The organism is Methylibium sp. T29-B (assembly GCF_000576225.1).
Classification (GTDB): Bacteria; Pseudomonadota; Gammaproteobacteria; order Burkholderiales; family Burkholderiaceae_C; genus Methylibium; species Methylibium petroleiphilum.
In genome coordinates this window covers 1-23879 of sequence record NZ_AZSN01000036.1, presented here as the reverse complement: position 1 = coordinate 23879, position 23879 = coordinate 1, and the positions used below count along the sequence as shown (strand labels likewise).

The window sequence follows — 23879 nt, the reverse complement described above, 5'->3', positions numbered from 1 at the left end:
TGAACGGCGCTGCCAAGTTGCAGGCGGACGCAGCCCCGCTGTCACTCAGGGTGCCGACGCACTCTCGACCGGCGGCAGCGGTGCAGCGGGCGGCTTGCGCGATGCGGCCCTCTGCGCCGCTGCCTCCTGACGCGCCTTGACTTGGCTCTGCCGGTTCTCGTATTCAGTGCGCGAGCGCTGCTCGTCGGCGCGCCGCTGGGCGGTGTCGAGAGGCCGCGCGGGCGCAGGCGTATGCGTTGCCGCGCGCGTCGGCGTACGGATCGCCGCGCTGGCGGGTTCGAAGGGGATCAGCGGCGCCGATGCGCGCTCCTCGCGGTCACGCGCCTGGCGCGCCTGCTTCGCGTCGATGCGCTGCTGACGGGCCGCAGCCCGCCGCGTCCGCTCCGCGTCGTCAAGTGCCGCCTCGCGAGTGCTCAGGCGCTTCAGCGCGTCTCGGCGCTGCGTCTTGGCAGTGTCGACGCAAGCCGTCACGAGAAAACGCTGCGAGCATTCGCGCTCCTGCTCCGCAAAATCGCGCTCGACTTGCCGACGCTCGGCGGACAGGCGCTCTCGCTGTGCCTTGTCCGAATCCCCTGTCGCGCCCCGCGAAGGGAATGCCGCGCCAAACGTCGCCACGGCGACGGCGCAGGAGATCAGGCAGCCGGCGAGCTGTGCTCTCATCACGTCAAGCTCGTATCGACATCTCGCCGCGACAGCGCCAGAAACTCGGCCGACTGCATCTCGGTCAAGCGAGACACGGTGCGCGGAAATTCATGGGCCAGCGGCCCGTCGGTGTAGAGCTGTTCGGGCGGCGCGGCGGCGGATATCACGAGTTTCACGCGCCGATCGTAGAGCACGTCGACCAGCCACGTGAAGCGCCGCGCCTCGGACGCCAGCCGGGGCGGCATCTCGGGCACGTCGGACAGCAGCACGGTATGGAACTGCGAGGCCAGTTCGAGGTAGTCGTTCTGCGAGCGCGGGCCGCCGCACAGGGTCTTGAAGTCGAACCACACCACCCCCCGGCGCGCCGACGCGCACGGATCGTCCGCTGCTCGATGTTCAGCACCGGATCCTCGTCCTTGGCCTCGGCGAGGCGCTCGAAGGTCTCGGTCAGCGCTCCGTCGGCCTCCGGTCCGAGCGGTGTGTGGTAGAGCGCCACCCCCTCCAGCGTGCGCTGGCGGTAGTCGACCCCGGCGTCGACATTGATCACCTCCAGCCTGTCCTTGAGCAGTTCGATCGCCGGCAGGATCCGGTCGCGATGCAGGCCGTTGGGATAGAGCGCGTCGGGGCGGAAGTTGGACGTCGTGACGATGCTGACGCGGTTGGCGAACAGTGCCGCCAGCAGGCGGTGCAGGATCATCGCGTCGGTCACGTCGGCGACGTGGAATTCGTCGAAGCAGATCAACCGGAAACGCCGCGCGATCCGGCTGCCCAGTTCGTCCAGCGGGTCGGCCGTGCCCTTGAGCTCCTGCAGTTCGCGATGCACCTCGCGCATGAACTCGTGGAAGTGCAGCCGCGTCTTGCGCACCAGCGGCACCGACTGGAAGAAGCAGTCCATCAGGAAGCTCTTGCCGCGCCCGACGCCACCGTACATGTAGACGCCGCGCGGAATCGGCGGCCGGCGCAGCAGCTTGCTCACCGCATTGCTGCGGCGTGCCTTGTAGTCGATCCACTCGTTCTCGCAGCGCTCCAGCGCGTCGAGCGCACGCAACTGCGCGTCGTCGGCCCGGTAGCCGCGCTCGGAAAGCGTCTCACCGAACAGTTGGCGGACCGTCATGGCTGTCGGCCCGCGCCGTTCAGAAGTTCAGCGTGCGCTTGTCCACGGCCAGGGCGGCCTCCTTGGTCGCTTCCGACAGCGACGGATGCGCGTGGCAGATGCGGGCAATGTCCTCGGCACTGGCCTTGAACTCCATCGCCACCACCGCCTCGGCGATCAGTTCGCTGGCCATCGGCCCGACGATGTGCACGCCGAGGATCTCGTCGGTCGCAGCGTCCGCCAGGAACTTCACCATGCCGGTCGTGTCGCCGAGCGCACGCGCACGGCCATTGGCCAGGAACGGGAAGGTTCCGGCCTTGTAGGCGCGGCCGGCCGCCTTGAGCTGCTGCTCGGTCTGGCCGACCCAGGCGATCTCCGGGCTGGTGTAGATGACCCAGGGGATGGTGTTGAAGTTGACGTGTCCATGCTGGCCGGCAATGCGCTCCGCGACCGCCACACCCTCTTCTTCCGCCTTGTGGGCGAGCATCGGGCCGCGCACCACGTCGCCGATGGCCCACACCTTCGGCAAGTTGGTGCGGCAGTCGTCGTCGACCACGATCGCGCCGCGCTCGTCGAGCTTCAGCCCCACCGCTTCGGCGTTCAGGCCGGTGGTGTTGGGCACGCGGCCGATCGACACGATCAGCTTGTCGACCTCCAACGTCTTGGCATCGCCCTTGGCGCTGGTGTAACTGACGCTGACGCCCTTCTTGTCCTTCTTGACTTCGCTGATCTTCACGCCCAGCTCGATCTTCAGGCGCTGCCTCATGAAGGCCTTCTGGGCTTCCTTGGCGATCTGTTCGTCGACCGCGCCCAGGAAGGTCGGCAGCGCTTCCAGCACCGTCACCTCGGCGCCCAGGCGGCGCCACACCGAGCCCATCTCGAGGCCGATCACGCCCGAGCCGATCACGCCCAGCTTCGCCGGCACCGACGGGATGCGCAGCGCTCCGTCGTTGCTGAGGATGCTCTCCTCGTCGAACGGTGCACCCGGCAGCGCGCGCGCACTCGAACCGGTGGCGATGATGATGTCCTTGCCGATCAGCGTGTCCTCGGTGGCGCCGCTGACCTTGATCTCGTAGCCACCGTCACCGGCCTTCACGAACGAGCCGCGGCCGTGGAAGAAGGCGACCTTGTTCTTCTTGAACAGATAGAGGATGCCGTCGTTGTTCTGCTTCACGACGGTGTCCTTGCGCCCCAGCATCTTCGCGACGTCGATGCTCAGGTCCTTCAGTCCGATGCCGTGGTCGGCGAACGCATGGCCGGCGTGTTCGAAGTGCTCGCTCGACTGCAGCAGCGCCTTCGACGGGATGCAGCCGACGTTCGTGCAGGTACCGCCCGGTGCCGGACCGCCCTTGTCGTTCTTCCACTCGTCGATGCAGGCGGTGTTGAAACCCAGCTGCGCCGCACGGATGGCCGCGATGTAGCCGCCCGGGCCGCCGCCGATCACGACGACATCGAAAGTCTTGCTCATGAGAATGCTCCGAAAGGCTCGCCGCGTTCAGTGGGCGAGCTTGAGTGTGATGACGCCACCGACGATCAGTGCCACGCCGAGGTACCGCGCCAGCGACGCCGAGTCGCCGAAGAACAGCACCCCGATCAGGAAGGTGCCTGCGCCGCCGATGCCGGTCCAGGCCGCGTAGGCCGTGCCGATGGGGATCTCGCGCTGGGCCAGCCACAGCAGCCAACCCGACAGCCCCATCGACAGCACGGCAGCGGCAATGCCCCAGACCTTGTAGGCCGGTTGCTGCGACAGCTTGAAACCGACCGGCCACCCGATCTCGAACAGGCCCGCCAGCGCGAGGTAGATCCAGGCCATGCTCGTCAGTCGGGAACCGGTCTCGAGACGATCAGATATCGAACAGCAGGCGCGCCGGGTCTTCCAGCGCTTCCTTCATCGCCACCAGGCCCAGAACCGCCTCGCGGCCGTCGATGATGCGATGGTCGTACGACATCGCCAGGTAGTTCATCGGCCGGATCACGATCTGGCCGTTCTCGACCACCGCCCGGTCCTTCGTCGCATGCACGCCCAGGATGGCGCTCTGCGGCGGATTGATGATGGGCGTGCTCAGCATCGAGCCGAAGGTGCCACCGTTGGAGATGGAGAAGGTGCCACCGGTCAGGTCCTCGAGCGACAGCTTGCCGTCGCGGGCCTTCTGGCCGAATTCGGCGATCTTCTTCTCGATGTCGGCGAAGCTCATCTGGTCGGCGTTGCGCAGGATCGGCACCACCAGGCCGCGCGGCGAGCCCACCGCGATGCCGATGTCGAAGTAGCCGTGGTAGACGATGTCGTTGCCGTCCACGCTGGCGTTGATGACCGGGTAGCGCTTGAGCGCCGCGACCGCGGCCTTCACGAAGAAGCTCATGAAGCCGATCTTGACGCCGTGTTCCTTCTCGAACTTCTCCTGGAAGCGCTTGCGCATCTCCACCACCGGGGCCATGTTGACCTCGTTGAAGGTGGTCAGGATGGCGTTGGTGGCCTGCGACTGCAGCAGCCGCTCGGCCACGCGGGCCCGCAGGCGCGACATCGGCACGCGCTGCTCGGGACGGTCGCCGAGGTTCAACGCGGCCGGCACTGTGACGGCGGGCAGCGCCTTGGCGACGGATGGCGCGACCGGCACCGAGACGACAGCCGCTGCCGGGGCAGCGACGGCGGGCGCCGCGGCCTTGACGCCGGCCTGCAGCGCCGTCTGCACGTCGCCCTTGGTCACGCGACCATCCTTGCCGCTACCGGCCACCTGGCCCGCACCCAGCTGGTTCTCGGCCAGCAGCTTCGCGGCCGCGGGCATCGCCACGTCGCCCTTCGCGCCGGCCGGACCGGACGCGGCGCCGGGCGCCGGCTTGACGTCGGGCACCGGCTTGACCTCGAGCGGGCTGACCGCTTCCTTGCCCTCGGTATCGATCTTCGCGATCACCTCGTCGCTGACGCAGCTCTCGCCGTCGTTCTTGACCAGTTGCGCCAGCACGCCGGCGGCCGGTGCCGGCACCTCGAGCACGACTTTGTCGGTCTCGATCTCGATCAGGATCTCGTCGATCGCCACGGCTTCGCCGGGCTTCTTCTTCCACTGCAGCAGCGTCGCTTCGGCAACGGACTCGCTCAGCTGGGGGACTTTGACTTCAATGATGGCCATGGAATGCTTTCTTCGTTGTTTGGATGACGCATCGCGCGGATCCGGCAGCTCCGACCGGCGCAGAAGCCGGTCGAAGGCCGCGGTTCATGGCCGCGCACGCGTCCGCGATGACGTCACTTGGACAGGACGAATCCCTTGAGCTTGCCGTAGGCCTGGTCCAGCAGGGCCTTGAGCTGCTCCTGGTGCAGGTGCGCGTAGCCGACGGCCGGCGAGGCCGAGGCCGGTCGGCCGGCGTAGCCGAGCTTCTGCCCCTCCAGCATGTTCTCGTGCACGTAGTGCTGCACGAAGAACCACGCGCCCTGGTTCTGAGGCTCGTCCTGACACCACACCACGTCGGTCGCGTTCGGGTACTTCTTCAGTTCGGTCGCGAAGGCCTTGTGCGGGAAGGGATAGAGCTGCTCCACGCGCAGGATCACCACGTCGGTGCTTTTCTTCTCGTCGCGACGCTTCACCAGGTCGTAGTAAACCTTGCCCGAGCACGCGATCACGCGCTTGACCTTGGCCGCGTCGATGTCGGCGTTCTGCTCGGGGATCACCGTGCGGAATTCGCCGCGGGTGAACTCCGACAGCGGCGACGCCGCGTCCTTGTTGCGCAGCAGCGACTTCGGCGTCATCACCACCAGCGGCTTGCGGAACATGCGCACCTGCTGGCGACGCAGCAGATGGAAGATCTGGCTGGCCGAGGTCGGCTGGCAGACCTGCATGTTGTTGTCCGCCGCCAGCTGCATGAAGCGCTCGAGGCGCGCCGAGCTGTGCTCCGGTCCCTGACCTTCGTAGCCGTGCGGCAGCAGCAGCGTGAGGCCGTTCGCGCGGCCCCACTTCACCTCGCCGGAGGCGATGAACTGGTCGATCACGACCTGCGCGCCGTTGACGAAGTCGCCGAACTGCGCTTCCCAGATCGTCAGCGTGGTCGGGTCGGCCGAGGCGTAGCCGTACTCGAAGCCGAGCACCGCCTCCTCCGACAGGATGGAGTCGATCACGACGAACGGCGCCTGGCCATCGGCCACGTGCTGCAGCGGCGTCCAGGTACCCTCGTCCCACTTCTCGCGGTTCTGGTCGTGCAGCACCGCATGGCGGTGGGTGAAGGTGCCGCGGCCGCAGTCCTCGCCGGACAGACGCACCGGATAACCGCTCGCCACCAGCGAGGCGTAGGCGAGGTGCTCGCCCATGCCCCAGTCGACGTTGATCTCGCCGCGGCCCATCGCCGCACGGTCGGCGAGCACCTTCTCGACCAGCGGATGGACCTTGAAGCCCTTCGGGATGGTCGTGATGCGCTCGGCCAGACGCTTGATCTCGGCCAGCGGCAGCGCGGTGTCGGCCGCGTCGGTCCACTTGCGGTTCAGGTAGGGCGTCCAGTCGACCGCGTACTTGCTCTTGTAGTTGGTCAGCACCGGGTCGACCGTGTGCTTGCCGGCGTCCATCGCGGCACGGAAGGCCTTCACCATCGCGTCGGGCTCGTCGGGCTTCAGCGTGCCCTGTGCCACCAGCTTGTCGGCGTACAGCTTGCGCGTGCCGGGATGGGCCGCGATCTTCTTGTACATCAGCGGCTGGGTCAGCGACGGCGTGTCCTGCTCGTTGTGACCCAGCTTGCGGAAGCAGATGATGTCGACGACGACATCCTTGTTGAACTCCTGCCGGTAGTCGAGCGCGAGCTGGGTGCACAGCACCACGGCCTCGGGATCGTCGCCGTTCACGTGCAGCACCGGCGCCTCGATCATCTTGACCACGTCGGTGCAGTACAGCGTGGAACGCGAGTCGCGCGGATCGCTGGTGGTGAAGCCGATCTGGTTGTTGATGACCAGGTGCACCGTGCCGCCGGTGTAGTAGCCACGCGTCTGCGCCAGCGCCAGCGTCTCCATCACCACGCCCTGCCCGGCGAAGGCCGCGTCGCCGTGCACCAGCACCGGCAGCACCGTGTCGCCTTCCTTGTCGCCGCGTCGGTCGAGTCGCGCCTTGACCGAACCTTCCACCACCGGGTTCACGATCTCCAGGTGCGAGGGGTTGAACGACAGGCTCAGGTGGACCGGCCCGCCGGGCGTGGTCACGTCGCTGGAGAAGCCCTGGTGGTACTTCACATCACCCGCGGGCAGTTCTTCCTTGGCGGTGTGGTCGAACTCGGCGAACAGGTCCTTGGGCATCTTGCCCAGCGTGTTGACCAGCACGTTGAGGCGGCCGCGGTGGGCCATGCCGATCACGATCTCCTGGACGCCGCGCTCGCCGCCACGCTGCACCACCTCGTCCATCGAGGCGATGAAGCTCTCGCCGCCCTCGAGCGAGAAGCGCTTCTGGCCGACGTACTTGGTGTGCAGATAGCGCTCCAGGCCCTCGGAGGCGGTCAGCCGATCGAGGATGTGGGTCTTCTGCGCCGCGGAGAAGCTCGGCTTGGCCCGCACGCTTTCGAGCCGCTGCTGCCACCAGCGCTTCTCGACCGGCTCGGTGATGTGCATGAACTCGGCGCCGATGGAGCCGCAGTAGGTCTCGCGCAGCGCCTGCAGGATCTCGCGCAGCGTCTGCTGTTCGGCGGTGGTGAAGTAGGTGTTCGTGGCGCTGAACGTGATGTCCATGTCGGACTCGCTCAGGTCGTAGAACGCCGGCTCCAGCTCGGGAATCTTGGGGCGCTCGGTGCGCTTGAGCGGATCGAGGTCGGCCCAGCGGGCGCCCAGCGTGCGGTAGGCGGCGATCAGCGACTGCACGTGCACTTGCTTGCGCGCGACCGCCAGTTCGGCGGCGCTGGCCTTGACGGCGAAAGCGTTGGCCTTGGCGCGCTGCGCGAAGGATTCGACGACCGGCGCATGCGCCACGTCGCGGGATTCGGAGCCGTCGGTGGCCGGTACGTGCTGGAGCGCGTCGAAGTAGGCGCGCCATTTCTCGGGGACCGAGCCCGGGTTGTCGAGATAGGACTCGTACAGTTCCTCGACGTAGGGCGCGTTGCCCCCGAACAGGTACGAGTTCGACCGGTACTGCTGCATCATCTTCGCTCACCTTTCACCCTGGTATCCAGGACGTTGGCTGGTTGAAAAACCTTCCGCGACACGGCTGGACCGGTTGGCGGATTGCGACCCGCCTTTGCTTGTTCAACAGAACCAGAAAAGGGGACGGGAAGGACCAAATTTCGAGGTGCACTGTAGCACCGCGGCGGGGCGCTGTCCCGGGAACCGGCACCAGAACAGGCCGGAATCCGGCCGTTCATCGGCGTTTCACGATCGTGCGGACGGCCCTCGCTACTGGCTACTGAACGGCACGCGACGCCGGCGGCTGGTCGCGCGGCGCCGTGAAGACCTCCCCGCCGTCGACCGCATCGAAGTGGTACTGGGCGCCACAGAACTCGCAGCCCACCTCGGCCAGCCCGCGCTCGGCGATCAGGCCGTCGAACTCCTCGCGCCCCAGGCCGCGCAGCATGCGCGCCACGCGCTCCCGCGAGCAGCTGCAGGCGAAGCGCGGCCCGTGCACGCCGGCCAGCGGCTCGAAGCGGCGCACGGTCTCCTCCCAGAACAGCCGCCGCAGCAGGGTGTCGGCGTCCAGCGTCAGCAACTCCTCGCGCGTCAGCGTCGCACTGAGGTGGGCGATGCGGTTGTAGGCCTCGTTGAGGCCGATCTCGTCCTCGTTCCGCGCGCCGAGGTTGCCTTCGCCCTCGACCGGCAGGCGCTGGATCAGCAGGCCGGCGGCCACGTCGTCGTTCGCCGCCAGCACGAGCTTGGTGTCGAGCTGCTCCGACTGCAGCATGTAGTGCTCCAGCACCTCCGACAGCTGCTGCAGGGGCTCGCGCCGGTCGCCGTGCAGCGGCACCACGCCCTGGTAGGGCTGCTGGCCCGGGAAGCGGTCCTTGGGGTCCAGCGTGATCGCGCAATGGCCGCGCCCGCCCACGTTGACCAGCGCCTCCAGCCGCGCGCCGGCCGGCACCTCGCCGACCACCGTGGCCGTGGCCCGAAACGCCAGGTCGGGCTGCACCTCGGCCACCGCCAGCTTCACCGGCCCGTCGCCCGAAATCTGCAGCACCAGTGCGCCGTTGAACCTGATGCTGGCCTGCATCAGCACACCGGCGGCCGCCATCTCGCCCAGCAGCGTGCGCACCGGCGCCGGATGCGCCCGCTCTGCCCCGCGGCGTGCCAGCAGTTCAGTCCACGCGCCGGTCAAACGCACCAGCATGCCGCGCACCGGCAGGCCCTCGAAGATGAATTTATGGAGTTCGCTCATGACTGCCCCTCGCCCGATGGATCCGGCTGCATATGGGGCTCAACCCACGCGCTTCAACGTGGCCTTGAAGCGCTGCCCGCGCTCCACATAGGTCTGGGTGCCGCGCCGCATGCGCGCGATGTCCTCCTCGCTCAGCGGCCGCACCGCCTTGGCAGGGCTGCCGAGGATCAGCATGCCGTCCTCGAACTCCTTGCCTTCGGTGACCAGCGCGCCGGCACCGACGAGGCAGTTGCGGCCGATCTTCGCGCGGTTGAGCACCACCGCCTGGATGCCGATCAGGGCGCCGTCGCCGACGGTGCAGCCGTGCAGCATCGCCTGGTGCCCCACGGTGACGCCCTCGCCCACCACCAGCGGACAGCCCGGGTCGGTGTGCAGCACGCTGCCTTCCTGCACGTTGGAGTGGCGACCGATGACGATGGGCTCGTTGTCGCCGCGCATCGTGACCTGCGACCACACGCTGGCGCCTTCGCCGATCTCCACGCTGCCGATCAGCTCGGCGCTCTCGGCCACATAGGCCGTCGCGTGCACCTGCGGCACGCGATCATCGAGCTGGTACAGGGCCATGGGCAACTCCGGCAAAGCGATAATTTTACGGATGCATCCCGACCTGCCCTGCGCCGGCGAGCAAGCCCTTGAACTGCGAAGCCAAGCGCTGACGCTGCTGCAGGAACGCGATCCACTGGCCAAGGCTTCTGCGGCGCGCGCACTGCTGGCCCGGCGCGATGCGCTCGCGCTCGACACCACGGCCATGCTTCAGCCTGCAGGCCCGCTGCCCGGCCGGCCCGCACGGCCCCTGCTGCTGCCGGCGCTGCGCGTGCCGCAACGTTCGATGGCCAGTCCCGAGGGCCGGGCCTCGCTGCTGCACGCCATCGCCCACATCGAGTTCAACGCGATCAACCTCGCGCTCGACGCCCTCTGGCGCTTTCCGGGCCTGCCGGCCGCCTACTACCTCGACTGGCTGCAGGTCGCCGGCGAGGAGGCCCTGCACTTCACGCTGCTGCGCGAGCACCTGCTGAGCCTGGGCCACGAGTACGGCGACTTCCCCGCCCACGACGGCCTGTGGATCATGACCGAGCGCACCGCCCACGATCCCATCGCCCGCATGGCGCTGGTGCCGCGCACGCTGGAGGCCCGCGGGCTCGACGCCACCCCGCCGCTGCAGCGCAAGTTCGCCGCAGCCGGCGATGCGCGCGCGGTCGAGATCCTCGGGATCATCCTGCGCGACGAGATCGGCCACGTCGCGATCGGCAACCACTGGTACCGCTGGCTGTGCGAGCGCGAGGGCCTGGATCCGGTGGCGCTCTACCCCGAACTCGCGGCGCGCTACGAGGCGCCGCGCCCGCGTCCGCCCTTCAACCTGGCGGCCCGCACAGCGGCGGGCTTCAGCGCCGAGGAGCTGGCCTACCTGAGCGGATGAGGCAGCTCAAAGGCTGTCAAAGAAGTAGCGCTTCAACCCCGCGAGGATCATCTCCACCGCCACCGCGGTCAGCACCAGGCCCATCAGCTTCTCGATCGCCGACACCATCGAGTGTCCGAGCAGCTTGCGGATGCGGTCGGCCGCCAGCATCACCGCGCCGCACACCAGCATCGCCGCGCTGACCGCGCCGACCCACTGCATCAGCTGCTGCGGCTGCCGCGAGGCCAGCAGCAGCACCGTGGCCATCGCCGACGGCCCGGCCAGCAGCGGCACCGCGAGCGGGAAGATGAAGGGCTCGCGCGCGCCCCCGTCGGACGCGTAGATCTGCGAGCCCGACGTGAAGATCATGCGGATCGCGATGATCAGCAGGATCACGCCGCCGGCCACCTCGAGCGAGCGCTCCGACAGGTGCATCAGGTTCAGGAAGCCCTGCCCCGCGAACATGAAGGCCAGCAGCACGCAGAAGGCGATCAGCACCTCTCGCACCGCCACGCGGGTGCGCCGCTCGGGCGGCACGCCCTTCAGCACCGAGATGAAGATCGGCAGGCTGCCGAAGGGGTCGAGCACCAGCAGCAGCAGGACGAAGGCGGAGACGAAGCTGTGATCCATGGCCCGATTGTCCCAGGCCGGCACCTCAGGTCTCGCCCGTGCGCGGCGCCGGGGCGCCCGCCGCAGGGTGGACGAGCGGACGGGGCGCCAGCGAAAGCAGGCTCAGCCAGCCCACCAGCCCGCCCAGCGCGCTGCCGGCCAGCACGTCCAGCGCCACGTGCTGCCGGATCGCCAGCGTGGCGTACAGGATGCCCATGCACCAGAGCGCGTTCAGGCCGCGCATCACCAGGCCGGCCGAGGTCTGACGGAACACGCGCTCGAACCACACCGCGGTGTACACCGCGAACGCCGCGTGCAGCGACGGGCAGGCGTTGCCTGCCACGTCGGCCGATTTCAGGAAGGCCACCGCCTCGTGGCGGGCCCAGTCGATGTCGAACTCGGGCACCTTGCTCGGCCAGAACCAGAAGATCGCCAGCCCGACCAGGCTCAGCAGCAGCGCCGACAGCGCATAGGTGCGCACCTCGCACGCGTCGTCCAGCAGCGCCGGGGCGATCGACACATAGAACCACAGCGACGCATACAGCGGCAGCGCGGCGGGCTGGAAGTCCACCCAGTCGTCCATCGCGATCAGCGGCATCGTCGTGATCGCCTGCGGCGTGTGGCGCATCACCCAGAAGTAGGCCACGAAGAACAGCGTGATGCCGAGCGTGGTGCCCGTCATCTTCACCAGGCTCAGCACGCGGGTGCGCCGGCGCAGTTCGTGCAGCCAGCCGACGGGAGGCAGGAGGCGGTGCTTCAAGGCCCCGATGGTAGTCGGCCGCTCCTGCGGCCCGTGTTCAGCCGCGCGGGTGATGCTGTGAGTGCAACTGCTTGAGCCGCTCGCGCGCCACGTGCGTGTAGATGGTCGTGGTGGAGATGTCGGCATGGCCCAGCAGCATCTGCACCGCACGCAGGTCGGCGCCGTGGTTGAGCAGGTGCGTGGCGAACGCATGCCGCAGCGTGTGCGGCGACAGTGGCACCTGGATGCCGGCGGCGCCCGCATGCCGCTTGATCAGCTGCCAGAACGCCTGCCGCGTCATCGGGCCGCCGCGTGCGGTGACGAACAGCGCGTCGCTCGCCTGGCCGCCCAGGATGGCCGCGCGCGCCTCCGCCAGGTAGCGCATCAGCCAGCCGTGCGCCTCCTCGCCGAACGGCACCAGCCGCTCCTTGCTGCCCTTGCCGGTGACGCGCAGGGCCGCCTCCGAGTAGCCCACGTTCACGCTCTTCAGCGTGACCAGCTCGCTGACGCGCAGGCCGCTGGCGTACAGGATCTCCAGCATCGCCGGTCGCGCAGGCCGAGCGGCGTGTCGACGTCCGGCGCCTCCAGCAACGCCTCCACCTGCGCCTCGCTCAGCGTCTTGGGCACCCGCAGCGGCTGCTTCGCGGCCAGCAGCTTCAGGGTCGGATCGGCGCTCAGCCGATGCTCGCGCAGCGCCCAGCGGAAATAGCGCCGGAAGACGGTGAGCCGACGGTTCGCGCTGGTCGCACGCGTGCCGGCGTGCCGCTCCAGCGCGTAGGCGCGCAGGTCGGCCTCGCCGCTGCCGTCGAGCGGCTTGCCGCTGGCGTGGACCAGCCAGCGCGCATACAGCGTCAGGTCGCGCCGGTAGGCGGCCAGGGTGTTGTCCGACAGCCCGTCCTCGACCCACAGCGCCTCGAGAAAGGCGTCGATCGCGACCGCACTGTCGGCGGGCAGCGGGGGCAGTTCGTCGTGTGGCTCGGCTGACATCAGGCACGCAGTGTGCCTAAAGCTGGCTCACCCCCGTTGGAGCCGCTGGACAGCACGAGCCAGGGGTGGGCTTCAGTCGAGTTTCAACTTCTGCTGCTCGACCACCTTCTTGTAGACCTCGAACTCGGCCTGCGTCTGGGCGGTGAACTGCTCCGGCGTGTTCGCCACGATCAGCGAACCGGTGTCCTCGATGCGCTTGCGCACCGACGGGTCCTCGAGCGTCTTCTTGGTCGCGGCGGCGATCTTGTCGACCACATCCCGGGGCATGCCCTTCGGGCCATGGAAGCCGTAGTAGGCCATCCGGTTCACCGGCTCCAGCCCCACCTCCTTGAAGGTCGGCACGTTCGGCAGCACCGCCAGGCGCTCGGGCGCGGCCACCACGATCGCGATCAGCCGGCCGTCCTTGATGAAGGGCAGCGCCGACGGCAGGTTGTCGAAGATCATCGGCACCTGGCCCGCCACCGTGTCGTTGAGCGCCGGGCCGGCGCCGCGGTACGGGATGTGCGTCACGAAGGTGCCCGACAGGCTCTTGTACAGCTCCATCTGCAGGTGGCCGATACCGCCGGTGCCGGAGCTCGCGAAGCTGTACTTGCCCGGGCTCTTCTTCAGCTCGGCGAGGAAGCCCTTGTAGTCGCGGGCGGGAAAGCTGGGGTGCACCGCGATGACGTTCGGTGTCGCCGCGATGTTGATGATCGACGTGAAGTCGGTCAGCGGGTTGTACGGCGTCTTCGGGTTGATGGCCGGGTTGGACGCCGTGGTGGACACCGTGGCCATGCCGATCGTGTAGCCGTCCGGTGCCGCCTTGGTGATCTCGTTGGCACCGATGATCCCGCCGCCGCCGGCCTTGTTCTCGACCACCACGGTCTGTCCGAGCGGGCCGTTCATCTTCTCGGCCACGACACGGGCCACGATGTCGGTGGTGCCGCCCGGCGCGAACGGCACGATCAGCCGCACCGGCTTGCTCGGGTAGGCCTGGGCGAACACCATCGTGACCGGGGCGAGGGCCGCCAGCACCCCGCAGGCGGCCACCACGATGCGACGCGAACTCGAAACCATTGAGTGCTCCTGGAAGAATTGGGCAATGCGGTCGACTGTGCCCCCGAGGTTTGCCATCGCCGATTGTGGAAACCCCTCACAGGGTCAACCGTTACCCTAGGAGCCCCTGCCCCGGTTCCGACATGCGCGACATCCTGCTCCTCCTGCCCGACTTCCTGCTGATCGTGGTCGGCTTCCTCGTCTGCCGCTACACCACGCTGAACCGCCCGATCTGGGAGTCGATGGAGAAGCTGGTCTACCACCTGCTCTTCCCGGTGCTGCTGTTCACCTCCATCGTTCGCAACCCGCTGAATCCGGCCGATGCCGCCTCGCTCGCGCTCGGTGGCGTGGCCACCGTGGTGCTGGGCATGGGGCTGGCCTACGCGCTGGGTCGCTGGCCCGGGGTCGACCCGATGCTGCACGCTTCTGGGGCGCAGACGGCGTTCCGCTTCAACTCCTACGTGGCGCTGGCGATGGCCGAGCGCCTGGGCGGTGCGGCCGGCGTGGCCCAGATGGCCGTGCTGGTGGCGGTGTGCGTGCCGCTGTGCAACGCTGGCGCGGTGCTGCCTCTGGCGCGCCACGGCGGCCACCACCTCGGCCGCGAGCTGATGCGCAACCCGCTGATCCTCAGCACCTTGGGCGGACTGGTGGCAAACCTGCTGGGGTTGCAGTTTCCCGATGCGGTCGGCACCACCCTGCAGCGGATCGGCAGCGCAGCGCTGCCACTGGGGCTGATGGCGGTCGGCGCCGGCCTGCAGCTGGGCGGGCTGACGATCGCACCGAAACTGGCCACCGCGCTGCTGACGATCCGCCATGCGCTGCTGCCGGCCTTCGCGCTCGGCTTCGGCCTGTGGCGGCAATTGCCGCCGCTGGAACTGACGGTGCTGGTGGCCTTCGCTGCGATGCCCACCGCCTCGAGCGCGTACGTGCTGGCGGTGCGCATGGGCGGCCACGGGCCCTTCGTAGCCGGGCTGGTGACCGTGTCGACCCTGCTCGGCATGGTCACGCTGCCCGCGTGGATCGCGCTGCGGCTCGCGGTGGGCTGAGTCCGCCCGTGCACCGGCCGCGAGGCCGCTCAGGCGCGCTGCGCCAGCGCCCAGTCGATGTGCTCGCGCAGCAGCTCGCTCGCACCGTCACGCGCCGCCTGCAGCGCCTGCGCGACCACCGGATCGCCCTGCTCACGCCAGGCATTGCCCAGCGCCACCGCCAGGTTGCGCCGCCAGCGCGCGGGGCCGATGCGTCGGATCGCGCTGCCCTCGGTCCGCTTCAGGAATTCGGCCTCGGACCAGGCCCACAGCCCCAGCAGCGTCGGCGCATCGAAGACCTCGCGGGTGTCGAAGTCGGGCAGCACGGCGCGCGTGGCGTATTTGTTCCAGGGGCACACCAGCTGGCAGTCGTCGCAGCCGTAGATGCGATTGCCCATCGGTGCGCGAAGCTCGGCCGGGATCGGACCGTCGTGCTCGATCGTCAGGTAGGAGATGCAGCGCCGCGCATCGACCCGTCGCTCGCCGACGATCGCCTGCGTGGGACACACGTCGATGCAGGCGCGGCAGCTGCCGCAGTGCGCGTCCACCGGCTCGGTGAGCGGCAGCGCCAGGTCGACGTAGATCTCGCCCAGGAAGAACATCGACCCGGCCTCGCGCGACAGCGCCAGCGTGTGCTTGCCGCGCCAGCCGATGCCGCTGCGCGAGGCCAGCTCCACCTCCAGCACCGGCGCCGAATCGGCGAACACGCGGTGGCCGAACGGGCCCAGCTGCTCACCGAGCCGATCGGCCAGTGTCTGCAGCCGCGCGCGCAGCACCTTGTGGTAGTCGCGGCCCCGGGCATAAAGCGACACGGTCGCTGCCTCGGGCCGGCGCAGGCGCTCGAACTCGATCGTCTGCCAGCCTCGGGCAGCGCGGCCGGCAGGTAGTCCATGCGCGCGGTGATCACGCGCACCGTGCCCGGCACCAGCTCGCCGGGCCGTGCCCGCTTCAGCCCGTGCAGCGCCATGTAGTGCATGCTGCCGTGGAAGCCCTGCGCCAGCCAGGCCAGCAGGCCGGGCTCTGCGCTGCGCAGGTCCACGTCGGCCACACCGATCTGTGAAAATCCGAGCTCGCGCGCCTCACGGCGCAGCCCGGCCATCACGGCCTGCTCGTCCGGGACGCCTTGCGTTCGATGCATCCACCGATTCTAGAAACCCGACACGAACACTGGCCCGACGAGGACGCCTGCGCGGCGCGCGCGTCCGCACTGGCCGCCCATGCGGCGCTGCGCGACGCCTTCATCGAGCTGCAGGGACCGCTCGGCGCCGGCAAGACCACCTTCACGCGCCACCTGCTGCGCGCGCTGGGCGTCACCGGCCGCGTGAAGAGCCCGAGCTATGCGGTGGTCGAACCGTACGAACTCGCCACCGGGCCTGCCTGGCACTTCGACTTCTACCGCTTCGGTGACGAGCGCGAGTGGGAGGACGCGGGCTTTCGCGACATCTTCGCGGGCCCGGGCCTCAAGCTCGTGGAGTGGGCGCAGAACGCCGGCGAGACCCTGCCCGTCCCCGACCTGCGCGTGGAACTTGCGCCGCTGGATGGCGACCAACGCGCCGTGACCCTGATGGCCTACACCGAGCGCGGCCGGGAGCTGCTGCGATGAAACCCTCCCGACGCCGACTGCTGCAACGCGCCGGCTCGGTCGTGCTGCTGCTCGGCACGCGCGAACTGGCCTTCGGTGCCAGCATCGTCGCGGTGCGCGTGTGGCCGGCAGCCGACTACACCCGCGTGACCATCGAGTCCGACACCGCGCTCGCCGCGAAGCACTTCATGGCCGAGAACCCGCAGCGCGTGGTGATCGACGTCGAAGGCCTCGAACTCAGCCCCGAACTGCGCGAGGTGGTCGGCAAGGTGAAGGCCGGCGATCCCTTCATCTCCGGTGTGCGCGTCGGCCAGAACCAGCCGCGCGTGGTGCGGCTGGTGATCGACCTGAAACAGCCCACCGCGCCGCAGGTCTTCACGCTCGATCCGGTGGCCGCCTACCGGCACCGGCTGGTGTTCGACCTCTACCCGACCGCCGAGCGCGACCCACTGCTCGCGCTGGTGCAGGAGAAGGTCTACGCCGACCGCGCCGCCGCCGAGCCCTCGGACCGCGCCGCCTCGGCGGTGAACGACGCACTGGGCGACTTCATCGGCCAGATGGGCGGGCACGGCAACAAGCCCGCCGCCAGCGCCACCGGGCCGCTGCCGGTGCCGCCGGTGGCCGGCAGCGAGCCGCCGTCAGCGGGTGCTGCGGCGGCCAAGCGCATCGCCGAACGGCTGGTGATCGTCGCGCTCGATCCCGGCCACGGCGGCGAGGACCCCGGCGCCATCGGCCCGACCGGCCTGCGCGAGAAGGACGTGGTGCTGCAGGTGGCGCAGCGCCTGCGCGCCCGCATCAACGAGCAACCCAACATGCGCGCGATGATGACGCGCGACGCCGACTTCTTCGTGCCGCTCAACGAGCGCGTGCGCAAGGCGCGCCGGGTGCAGGCCGACCTGTTCATCTCCATCCACGCCGACGCTTCATCAAGCCGCATGCGCGCGGTGCCTCGGTGTTCGCGCTCAGCGAGCGCGGCGCCACCAGCGTGGAGGCGCGCTGGATGGCGCAGAAGGAGAACGCCGCCGACCTGGTGGGCGGCACCAACATCAAGAGCAAGGACGCCGCCGTCACGCGCGCCCTGCTCGACATGAGCACCAGCGTGCAGATCCGCGACAGCCTGCGACTCGGCAGCGAAGTGCTGGGCCGCATCGGACAGGTCGGCCGGCTGCACAAGCCGCGCGTCGAGCAGGCCGGCTTCGCGGTGCTGAAGGCGCCCGACGTGCCCTCCATCCTGGTGGAAACGGCCTTCATCTCCAACCCCGAGGAGGAGAAGCGCCTGCGCGACCCGGCCTACCAGACCCAGCTGGTGGAGGCGCTGCTGAGCGGCATCCTGCGTTACTTCGCGAAGAACCCGCCGCTGGCGCGCAACCGCTCCATGTGACGGACAGAACCGGCCTTGCACCGGTGTCGCGGTGTCGCCGCTGGCCTGCCTGGGATGTGGGTGCTATCGAGGGCGTCGAGCCATTTCGTCACAACCACGGCAGCGGAAGCACACCCGCGTGCAGGACGACGAACCCCGCGACATTCAGCAGCACAGTCAACCAAAATGCGGCCACGAAACTCGGCTTGGAGGACTTGTGCCGCAGGAACTGCTGCGCGACCAGGGATCCGGGCCAGCCGCAGGCGAGCCCGATGAGGAGCAGTGTTCCTTCGGACGTTCGCCAGCGCTTCTGGATGGCCGCTGACTTGTCCAGCGCGTATGCCATGAAGGAAACAAGACTGACGAACACGTAGATGGCCGCGACGACCGGCTTGACCGGCCAGTGACTCGCCACGACGTAGTAGATCGCGACGAATGCGGGAATAGCGAGTAGTCGGGGGAGCGTCCAGTCAGCCGGGGCTTCGGAGCGCAGCGGCTTGCGGGATCGACCACGCACCGGGTACTGCACCGAGCGCGCGCGCTTCTTTCCGTTGGGGCCGAGTTCTACCTCGAAAGTTACGGCCTGCCCGACGGTAGGTCGACCGGTTCCTGAAGGAAAGGCCTTGATGTGGACGAAGATATCCTGCCCACCATGAACCGGATCGATGAAGCCGAAACCGCGCTCATCGTTCCAGGATTTGAGTTTGCCGTCGAGACGCATGCGAAGACAACAGACAGTGGCGGAACTCGCACCGAACTGAGCCGTCAGACGGCCTGCGCCTTGCCCTCGCCGCGGCTGGCGCGCCAGGCGCCGAACAGCGCCACCACGCCGGGATGATGATCATGGCCCAGATGATCTTGCTGAGGTTCTGCTGCACCCACGGGATGTTGCCGAACCAGTAGCCGGCGAGCACCAGGCCGCAGACCCACAGCACCGCCCCCAGCACGTTGTAGGCGGTGAACTTGCCGCGGCTCATCGCGGCCACGCCGGCCACGAAGGGCGCGAAGGTGCGGATGAACGGCATGAAGCGCGCCAGCACGATGGTGATGCCGCCGTAGCGCTCGTAGAAGGCGTGGGCCTGGTCGAAGGCGCGCTTGTTGAAGAAGCGCGAACTCTCCCACTGGAATACCTTGGGTCCGAAATAGCGCCCGATCGAGTAGTTGGTCTGGTCGCCCAGCACCGCGGCCACCAGCAGCAGCCCCATCGCCAGCGGCAGGCTCATCAGCCCGGCGCCGCACAGCGTGCCCACCACGAACAGCAGCGAGTCGCCGGGCAGGAAGGGCATCACCACCACGCCGGTCTCGACGAACACGATCAGGAACAGCAGCGCGTAGACCCAGGCGCCGTAGGCCTGCACGAAGGCCGCGAGGTGCACGTCGACGCGCAGGATGAAGTCGATCAGGTAGGCAATGATTTCCATGGGACGCGATTATCCGGGGCCACCGTGACGGCGACGGCGGCTCACAGCCGCGCGCGGATGGCGCGGGTGATCTGCTCGGTCTGCTCGTCCAACGCATCGACCACGAACTCGGCGCCGAAGTCGCGCAGCCAGGCGGCCTCGGCATCGTTCATCGCCGCGCCGACGATCTCCACGCGCGGGTTGAGCTGGCGCGCCGCGCGACAGACCTGCATCTTCTCCACCAGCGGCATGTCGGCCACCACCAGCATGTGTGCCTGGCCCAGGCCGGCGGCGGCCAGCACGTCGGGGCGTCCGGGGTCGCCGTAGATCTGGGCCACGCCGGGCGGCAGGCCCTCCAGCGCCTCGATCGCCTCGTGTTGCACCACGCACAGCGGGATGCCGGCGGCGGCGCAGCGCTGCACCACGCGCCGACCGAGCGAGCGGTAGCCGGCCAGCACCACCGCGGCGCCCGGCGCGTCCGGCGCATAGGTGGAGGCGAGCGGCACCTCTTCCTCGGGCGCGCTGCCGCGCTCCTTCGGCAGCCAGCGCTCGACCAGGCGGAACAGCACCGGGTTGAGCGCGATCGAGACGATGGCCGCCACCACCAGCACGTCCAGCGCCTCCTTGGGGATCACGCCCAGGCTCAACCCCAGGCTCGCCAGGATGAAGGAGAACTCGCCGATCTGCGCCAGCCCCACGCCCACCGTCGCGGCGGTGCGCCAGTCGGAGCGCAGCAGCAGCACGATCACCACCGCCACCAGCGGCTTGAGCAGCAGCACGACGCCCAGCGCGGTGAGCACCAGCGCGGGCTGCTGCACCACCAGGTTCGGGTTGAACAGCATGCCCACCGATACGAAGAACAGCGCGGTGAAGACGTCGCGGAACGGCGCCATGTCGGCCGCCGCCTGCGGCCCGAAGCGCGACTGCCCGACCACCAGCCCGGCGAAGAAGGCCCCGAGCGCCACCGACACATGGAACAGCTCCGACGCCAGCACCGCCACGCCCAGCGCCACCACGAACACCGTGAGCGTGAACAGCTCGGCCGAGCGCGCGCCCGCCACGCGCTCCAGCAGCCGGCCCACCACCCGGGTGCCGACCAGCATGACGATCGCCACGAAGGCCGCGACCTTGCCCATCGCCAGCAGCAGCGCGCTGCCCAGGCTCTGCGCATCGGAGGAGTCGCTCGCCAGCACCGGCAGCACCACCAGCGCCGCGACGGTGAACAGGTCCTCGACGATCAGCCAGCCCACCGCCACATGGCCGTCGCGCGAGCTCAGGCGGTCGCGCTCCACCAGCATGCGCATCAGCACCACGGTGCTCGCCACCGCCAGGGACATGCCGAACACCGCACCGGCCGCATGCGACCAGCCGAAGGCGCGCGCCGCGGCCCAGCCGGCCACGCCGGCCACCAGGCTCTGCGCCACCGCGCCGGGCACCGCGAGGCGCCACACGCGCAGCAGCTCCTGCGGATGGAAGTGCTGCCCCACGCCGAACATCAGCAGGATCACGCCGATCTCCGACAGCTGCGAGGCCAGCGACTGATCGGCCACGAAGCCCGGCGTGTTGGGGCCGACCACGATGCCGGCCAGCATGTAGCCCACCAGCGTCGACAGGCCGAGCCGACGCGTCAGCGTGCCCAGCAGCAGGGCAAAGGCCAGCCCGCCGGCCAGCGTGACGATCAGCGTGAGGTCGTGCATGCGTGAGAGGAAGTCGAGGGTCGATCGAGGCGGTGCCCGTGACCATAACAGGCCGACGCCCGATTTCGCGCTCCTACAATCTTCTCGATGAATGCTGTGTTGTCCCCGGCCGGCCCGCGCCGGCAGATCCGTGAGCTGCCCGACGAGCTGGTGAGCCAGATCGCCGCCGGCGAAGTGGTCGAGCGGCCGGCCTCGGTGGTGCGAGAGCTGGTCGACAACGCCCTCGACGCCGGCGCCCGCGAGATCGTCGTCAAGCTGATGGCCGGCGGCGTGCGCGCCATCCTGGTGGAGGACGACGGTGCCGGCATCCCCGCCAGCGAGCTGCCGCTGGCGCTCAAGCGCCACGCGACCAGCAAGATCGCCTCGCTCGACGAGCTGGAGAACGTGTCGACGATGGGCTTTCGCGGCGAGGCGCTGGCCGCCATCGCCGCGGTGTCGGAGCTGTCGATCGCCAGCCGCCACGCCGACGCCCCCCACGCGCAGCGCCTCGACGCCCGCTCCGGTGAGCTGGTGCCCGCCGCACGCGGCGTGGGCACCAGCGTGGAGGTGCGCGAGCTGTTCTTCAGCACGCCCGCACGCCGCAAGTTCCTGAAGACCGACGCCACCGAGCTGGCCCACTGCCTGGAGGCGGTGCGCCGCCACGCGCTGGCGCGGCCCGACGTGGGCTTCGCGGTCTGGCACGAGGGCAAGCTGCTGGCGCAGTGGCGCCGCGCGCCGCTCGAGCAGCGCATCCGCGACGCGCTGGGCGAAGACTTCATGGCCCACAGCCGCGAGGTCACGGCCCAGCCCACCGGCCTGCGCATCAGCGGCCGCATCGGCCTGCCCGATGCCGCGCGTGCCCGGGCCGACGAGCAGTACGTCTACGTCAACGGCCGCCACGTGCGCGACCGGCTCATCTCCCACGGCCTGCGCACCGCCTACGCCGACGTGCTGCACGGCGGGCGCCAGCCGAGCTACGTGCTGTTCATCGAGATCGCCCCCTCGCGGGTCGACGTGAACGTGCACCCGACCAAGATCGAGGTGCGCTTCCGCGACGGCCGCGAGGTGCACCAGGCGGTGCGACACGCCGCCGAGGACGCGCTGGCGCTGCCGCGTGCCGACGAGACCCGTCCCGCGCTGTTCGAGCCCACCCGGCCGGCCGTGTGGAGCCCGCTGGCCGAGCAGGCCGGGCTGGGCCTGGGCGCAGGCGTCAGCGAGCGCCGGCCGGCCTGGCCCGCACCGAGCGGCGAATCGGTCGACCTGCTGCTGCACCTCGATGCGGCGCCGGACGGTGGCGCTCCGTCCCCGTCCCTGCCGCTGACCCTTCAGAGCGGTGACGACTGGCCGCTGGGCCGCGCGCTGGCGCAGCTGGGCGGCGTGTACATCCTGGCCGAGAACCGCGACGGCCTGGTCATCGTCGACATGCACGCCGCGCACGAGCGCGTGGTCTACGAGCGGCTCAAGGCCGGCCTGGCCGGCGCACGCATCGAATCGCAGCCGCTGCTGATCCCCGCCATCTTCCCGGCCACCGCCGCCGAGGTGGCTACCGCCGAGGCGCAGGTGGAGACGCTGGCGCGGCTCGGCCTCGACCTCACGGTGCTGTCGTCCAACGTGCTGGCACTGCGCTCGCACCCGGCCGCGCTGGCCGGCGGCGACATGGTGGCGCTGGCGCGCTCGGTGCTGGCCGAACTGGCGCGCTACGACGCCAGCCACGCGATCGAGCGTGCGCAGCACGAGCTGCTGTCCAGCATGGCCTGCCACGGCGCGGTGCGCGCCAACCGGCGCCTCAGCGTCGAAGAGATGAACGCGCTGCTGCGCGACATGGAGCGCACCGAGCGCGCCGACCAATGCAACCACGGCCGCCCCACCTGGCGCCAGCTCACGCTGAAGGAGCTGGACCAGCGCTTCCTGCGCGGCCGCTGAACTTCTGCGCGGCGCGGCGCTCTGTCGCCCATGCCCGCACCGCCCCGCTCCGCACGCCGCCCCGGCATCGCGCCCGCCCTCGTCGCCCTGCTGCTCGGCCTCGTGCTGCTGACGGCCGGCTGCGCCTCGCTCGACACCCAGCAGCGCCGCTGGATCTTCCAGCCCGCCGCGTCGCCCTGGGCCGGTGGCGTGACCGCCGCCGAGGGCATGGACGACGTGTGGATCGACTTCGACTCCGCCGCGACCGGCCGGCCGGCGCGGCTGCACGGCCTGTGGCATCCGCGCCCCGACGGCGCGCAGGCCGGAGCGCCGGTGCTGCTCTACCTGCACGGCGCGCGCTGGGACGTGACCGGCAGCGCCCGCCGCGTGCGGCGCATGCAGGAGCTGGGCTTCAACGTGCTGGCGATCGACTACCGCGGCTTCGGCCGCAGCGCCCCGGGCGAGCTGCCGTCGGAGCAGATGGCCTACGAGGACGCCCGCGCCGCCTGGGATTGGCTTGCCGTGCAGCACCCGGGCGCGCCGCGCTACATCTTCGGCCACTCGCTGGGCGGCGCGATCGCGATCGACCTCGCCGCGCAGGTGCCCGACGAGGCCGGGCTGATCGTCGAGGGCAGCTTCACCTCGGTGCGCGACGTGTTCTCGCAGATGCGCTGGGGCTGGCTGCCGCTGGGCCCGCTGATCACGCAGCGCTTCGACGCACAGGAGAAGGTGGCCCGGGTCGGCTCGCCGCTGCTGGTGGTGCATGGCAGCGAGGACCGGCTGATCCCGCCCGCGCTCGGCAAGGCGCTGTACGAGCGCGCCGCGTCGCCCAAGCGTTGGCTGCTGGTGGAAGGTGGCTCGCACCACAACACCAACGCCGTCGGCCAGGGCGCCTACCGCGAGGCACTGCGCGAGCTGTTCGGGCTGGCGTCCTGAGTGGCCGGCCCGGCGCCCGCGGCGCGCCATGATCCAATCGGCACCGACATGGCCACCCTCAAGCTCAAGAAGCCGGCGCCCGGCGCGCCCTCCTCGACCGCGACCGTCCGCCGCGCGCCACTGCGCAGCGGCGGCGTGAAGCCCGCGCGGCCAACCCTGGCGCAGGCCGAGGCCGAGC

17 protein-coding genes and 5 pseudogenes are annotated in these 23879 nt (G+C 69.7%); 6 read left to right on the top strand and 16 right to left on the bottom strand.

Annotated elements, in window-relative coordinates:
• Positions 1–45: 45 nt before the first annotated feature.
• The 8 genes and pseudogenes from Y694_RS08340 to Y694_RS08305 all read right to left on the bottom strand — a co-directional run bounded on the left by Y694_RS08340 (position 46) and on the right by Y694_RS08305 (position 9618).
• A complete protein-coding gene (locus tag Y694_RS08340; RefSeq protein ID WP_011829603.1) occupies positions 46–660 on the bottom strand; it encodes a hypothetical protein in 615 nt (204 codons plus the stop codon).
• Positions 660–1756: pseudogene (gene zapE / locus Y694_RS08335) on the bottom strand (cell division protein ZapE). Before zapE ends, Y694_RS08340 begins: the two are co-directional and overlap by 1 nt.
• A gap of 19 nt (positions 1757–1775) precedes the next feature.
• Positions 1776–3203, bottom strand: a complete 1428-nt coding sequence (lpdA, locus tag Y694_RS08330; RefSeq protein WP_036231538.1) for a dihydrolipoyl dehydrogenase — start codon at positions 3201–3203, stop codon at positions 1776–1778.
• A 27-nt stretch (positions 3204–3230) separates the two neighbouring features.
• On the bottom strand, positions 3231–3548 hold the full coding sequence (locus Y694_RS08325) for a multidrug efflux SMR transporter (protein WP_036231536.1): 318 nt from the start codon (positions 3546–3548) through the stop codon (positions 3231–3233).
• 31 nt (positions 3549–3579) lie between these two features.
• Complete coding sequence (gene odhB, locus Y694_RS08320) at positions 3580–4860, bottom strand: 2-oxoglutarate dehydrogenase complex dihydrolipoyllysine-residue succinyltransferase (protein WP_036231534.1); 1281 nt, start codon at positions 4858–4860, stop codon at positions 3580–3582.
• A gap of 113 nt (positions 4861–4973) precedes the next feature.
• A complete protein-coding gene (locus Y694_RS08315; protein ID WP_011829608.1) occupies positions 4974–7832 on the bottom strand; it encodes a 2-oxoglutarate dehydrogenase E1 component in 2859 nt (952 codons plus the stop codon).
• 256 nt (positions 7833–8088) lie between these two features.
• Positions 8089–9054 carry an Hsp33 family molecular chaperone HslO gene (locus tag Y694_RS08310; protein WP_036231531.1) on the bottom strand — a complete coding sequence of 322 codons (966 nt, stop codon included), beginning with the start codon at positions 9052–9054 and terminating at the stop codon, positions 8089–8091.
• Between the two features lie 39 nt (positions 9055–9093).
• Entirely contained in the window at positions 9094–9618 is a 525-nt protein-coding gene (locus Y694_RS08305) for a gamma carbonic anhydrase family protein (protein WP_011829610.1), read from the bottom strand.
• A gap of 31 nt (positions 9619–9649) precedes the next feature.
• Between Y694_RS08305 and Y694_RS08300 the strand changes: the two genes are divergently transcribed.
• Positions 9650–10471 (top strand): ferritin-like domain-containing protein, encoded by an 822-nt coding sequence (locus tag Y694_RS08300; protein ID WP_051495657.1) that lies wholly within the window; start codon positions 9650–9652, stop codon positions 10469–10471.
• A 6-nt stretch (positions 10472–10477) separates the two neighbouring features.
• Here the strand turns inward: Y694_RS08300 and Y694_RS08295 are convergent, their stop codons facing one another.
• From Y694_RS08295 to Y694_RS08280, 4 genes and pseudogenes are all read right to left on the bottom strand, one after another.
• Entirely contained in the window at positions 10478–11080 is a 603-nt protein-coding gene (locus Y694_RS08295; RefSeq protein ID WP_011829615.1) for a MarC family protein, read from the bottom strand.
• A gap of 25 nt (positions 11081–11105) precedes the next feature.
• On the bottom strand, positions 11106–11819 hold the full coding sequence (locus Y694_RS08290) for a phosphatase PAP2 family protein (RefSeq protein ID WP_036231530.1): 714 nt from the start codon (positions 11817–11819) through the stop codon (positions 11106–11108).
• A gap of 37 nt (positions 11820–11856) precedes the next feature.
• Positions 11857–12785: pseudogene (gene xerD, locus Y694_RS08285) on the bottom strand (site-specific tyrosine recombinase XerD).
• A 72-nt stretch (positions 12786–12857) separates the two neighbouring features.
• Positions 12858–13772: a tripartite tricarboxylate transporter substrate binding protein BugE gene (locus Y694_RS08280; protein ID WP_148211038.1), complete on the bottom strand. Its 915-nt coding sequence runs from the start codon at positions 13770–13772 to the stop codon at positions 12858–12860.
• A gap of 191 nt (positions 13773–13963) precedes the next feature.
• Between Y694_RS08280 and Y694_RS08275 the strand changes: the two genes are divergently transcribed.
• The gene (locus tag Y694_RS08275) at positions 13964–14866 is read left to right on the top strand and encodes an AEC family transporter (RefSeq protein WP_011829619.1); all 903 of its coding nucleotides are present in this window, start codon (positions 13964–13966) and stop codon (positions 14864–14866) included.
• A gap of 29 nt (positions 14867–14895) precedes the next feature.
• On the opposite strand, the pseudogene queG reads toward Y694_RS08275, so the two are convergent.
• A pseudogene (gene queG, locus Y694_RS08270) lies at positions 14896–15944 on the bottom strand (tRNA epoxyqueuosine(34) reductase QueG).
• Positions 15945–15977: 33 nt separating this feature from the next.
• Here queG and tsaE point away from each other — a divergent pair.
• On the top strand, positions 15978–16448 hold the full coding sequence (gene tsaE, locus Y694_RS08265) for a tRNA (adenosine(37)-N6)-threonylcarbamoyltransferase complex ATPase subunit type 1 TsaE (protein WP_036231527.1): 471 nt from the start codon (positions 15978–15980) through the stop codon (positions 16446–16448).
• Positions 16445–17808 (top strand): annotated as a pseudogene (locus Y694_RS08260) (N-acetylmuramoyl-L-alanine amidase). The gene tsaE and the pseudogene Y694_RS08260 overlap by 4 nt, the downstream one beginning before the upstream one ends.
• 88 nt (positions 17809–17896) lie before the next feature.
• On the opposite strand, the gene Y694_RS26720 reads toward Y694_RS08260, so the two are convergent.
• The 3 genes and pseudogenes from Y694_RS26720 to Y694_RS08245 all read right to left on the bottom strand — a co-directional run bounded on the left by Y694_RS26720 (position 17897) and on the right by Y694_RS08245 (position 20884).
• A complete protein-coding gene (locus Y694_RS26720) occupies positions 17897–18508 on the bottom strand; it encodes a cold shock and DUF1294 domain-containing protein (RefSeq protein ID WP_036231525.1) in 612 nt (203 codons plus the stop codon).
• A 44-nt stretch (positions 18509–18552) separates the two neighbouring features.
• Positions 18553–19208 (bottom strand): annotated as a pseudogene (locus Y694_RS08250) (DedA family protein).
• Positions 19209–19249: 41 nt separating this feature from the next.
• Complete coding sequence (locus Y694_RS08245) at positions 19250–20884, bottom strand: cation:proton antiporter (protein WP_051495656.1); 1635 nt, start codon at positions 20882–20884, stop codon at positions 19250–19252.
• A gap of 87 nt (positions 20885–20971) precedes the next feature.
• Here Y694_RS08245 and mutL point away from each other — a divergent pair, with 87 nt between their 5' ends.
• Both mutL and Y694_RS08235 read left to right on the top strand, forming a co-directional pair.
• On the top strand, positions 20972–22786 hold the full coding sequence (mutL, locus tag Y694_RS08240) for a DNA mismatch repair endonuclease MutL (RefSeq protein WP_036231522.1): 1815 nt from the start codon (positions 20972–20974) through the stop codon (positions 22784–22786).
• A 30-nt stretch (positions 22787–22816) separates the two neighbouring features.
• Entirely contained in the window at positions 22817–23701 is an 885-nt protein-coding gene (locus tag Y694_RS08235) for an alpha/beta hydrolase (RefSeq protein ID WP_197028766.1), read from the top strand.
• The last annotated feature ends 178 nt before the right edge of the window (positions 23702–23879 follow it).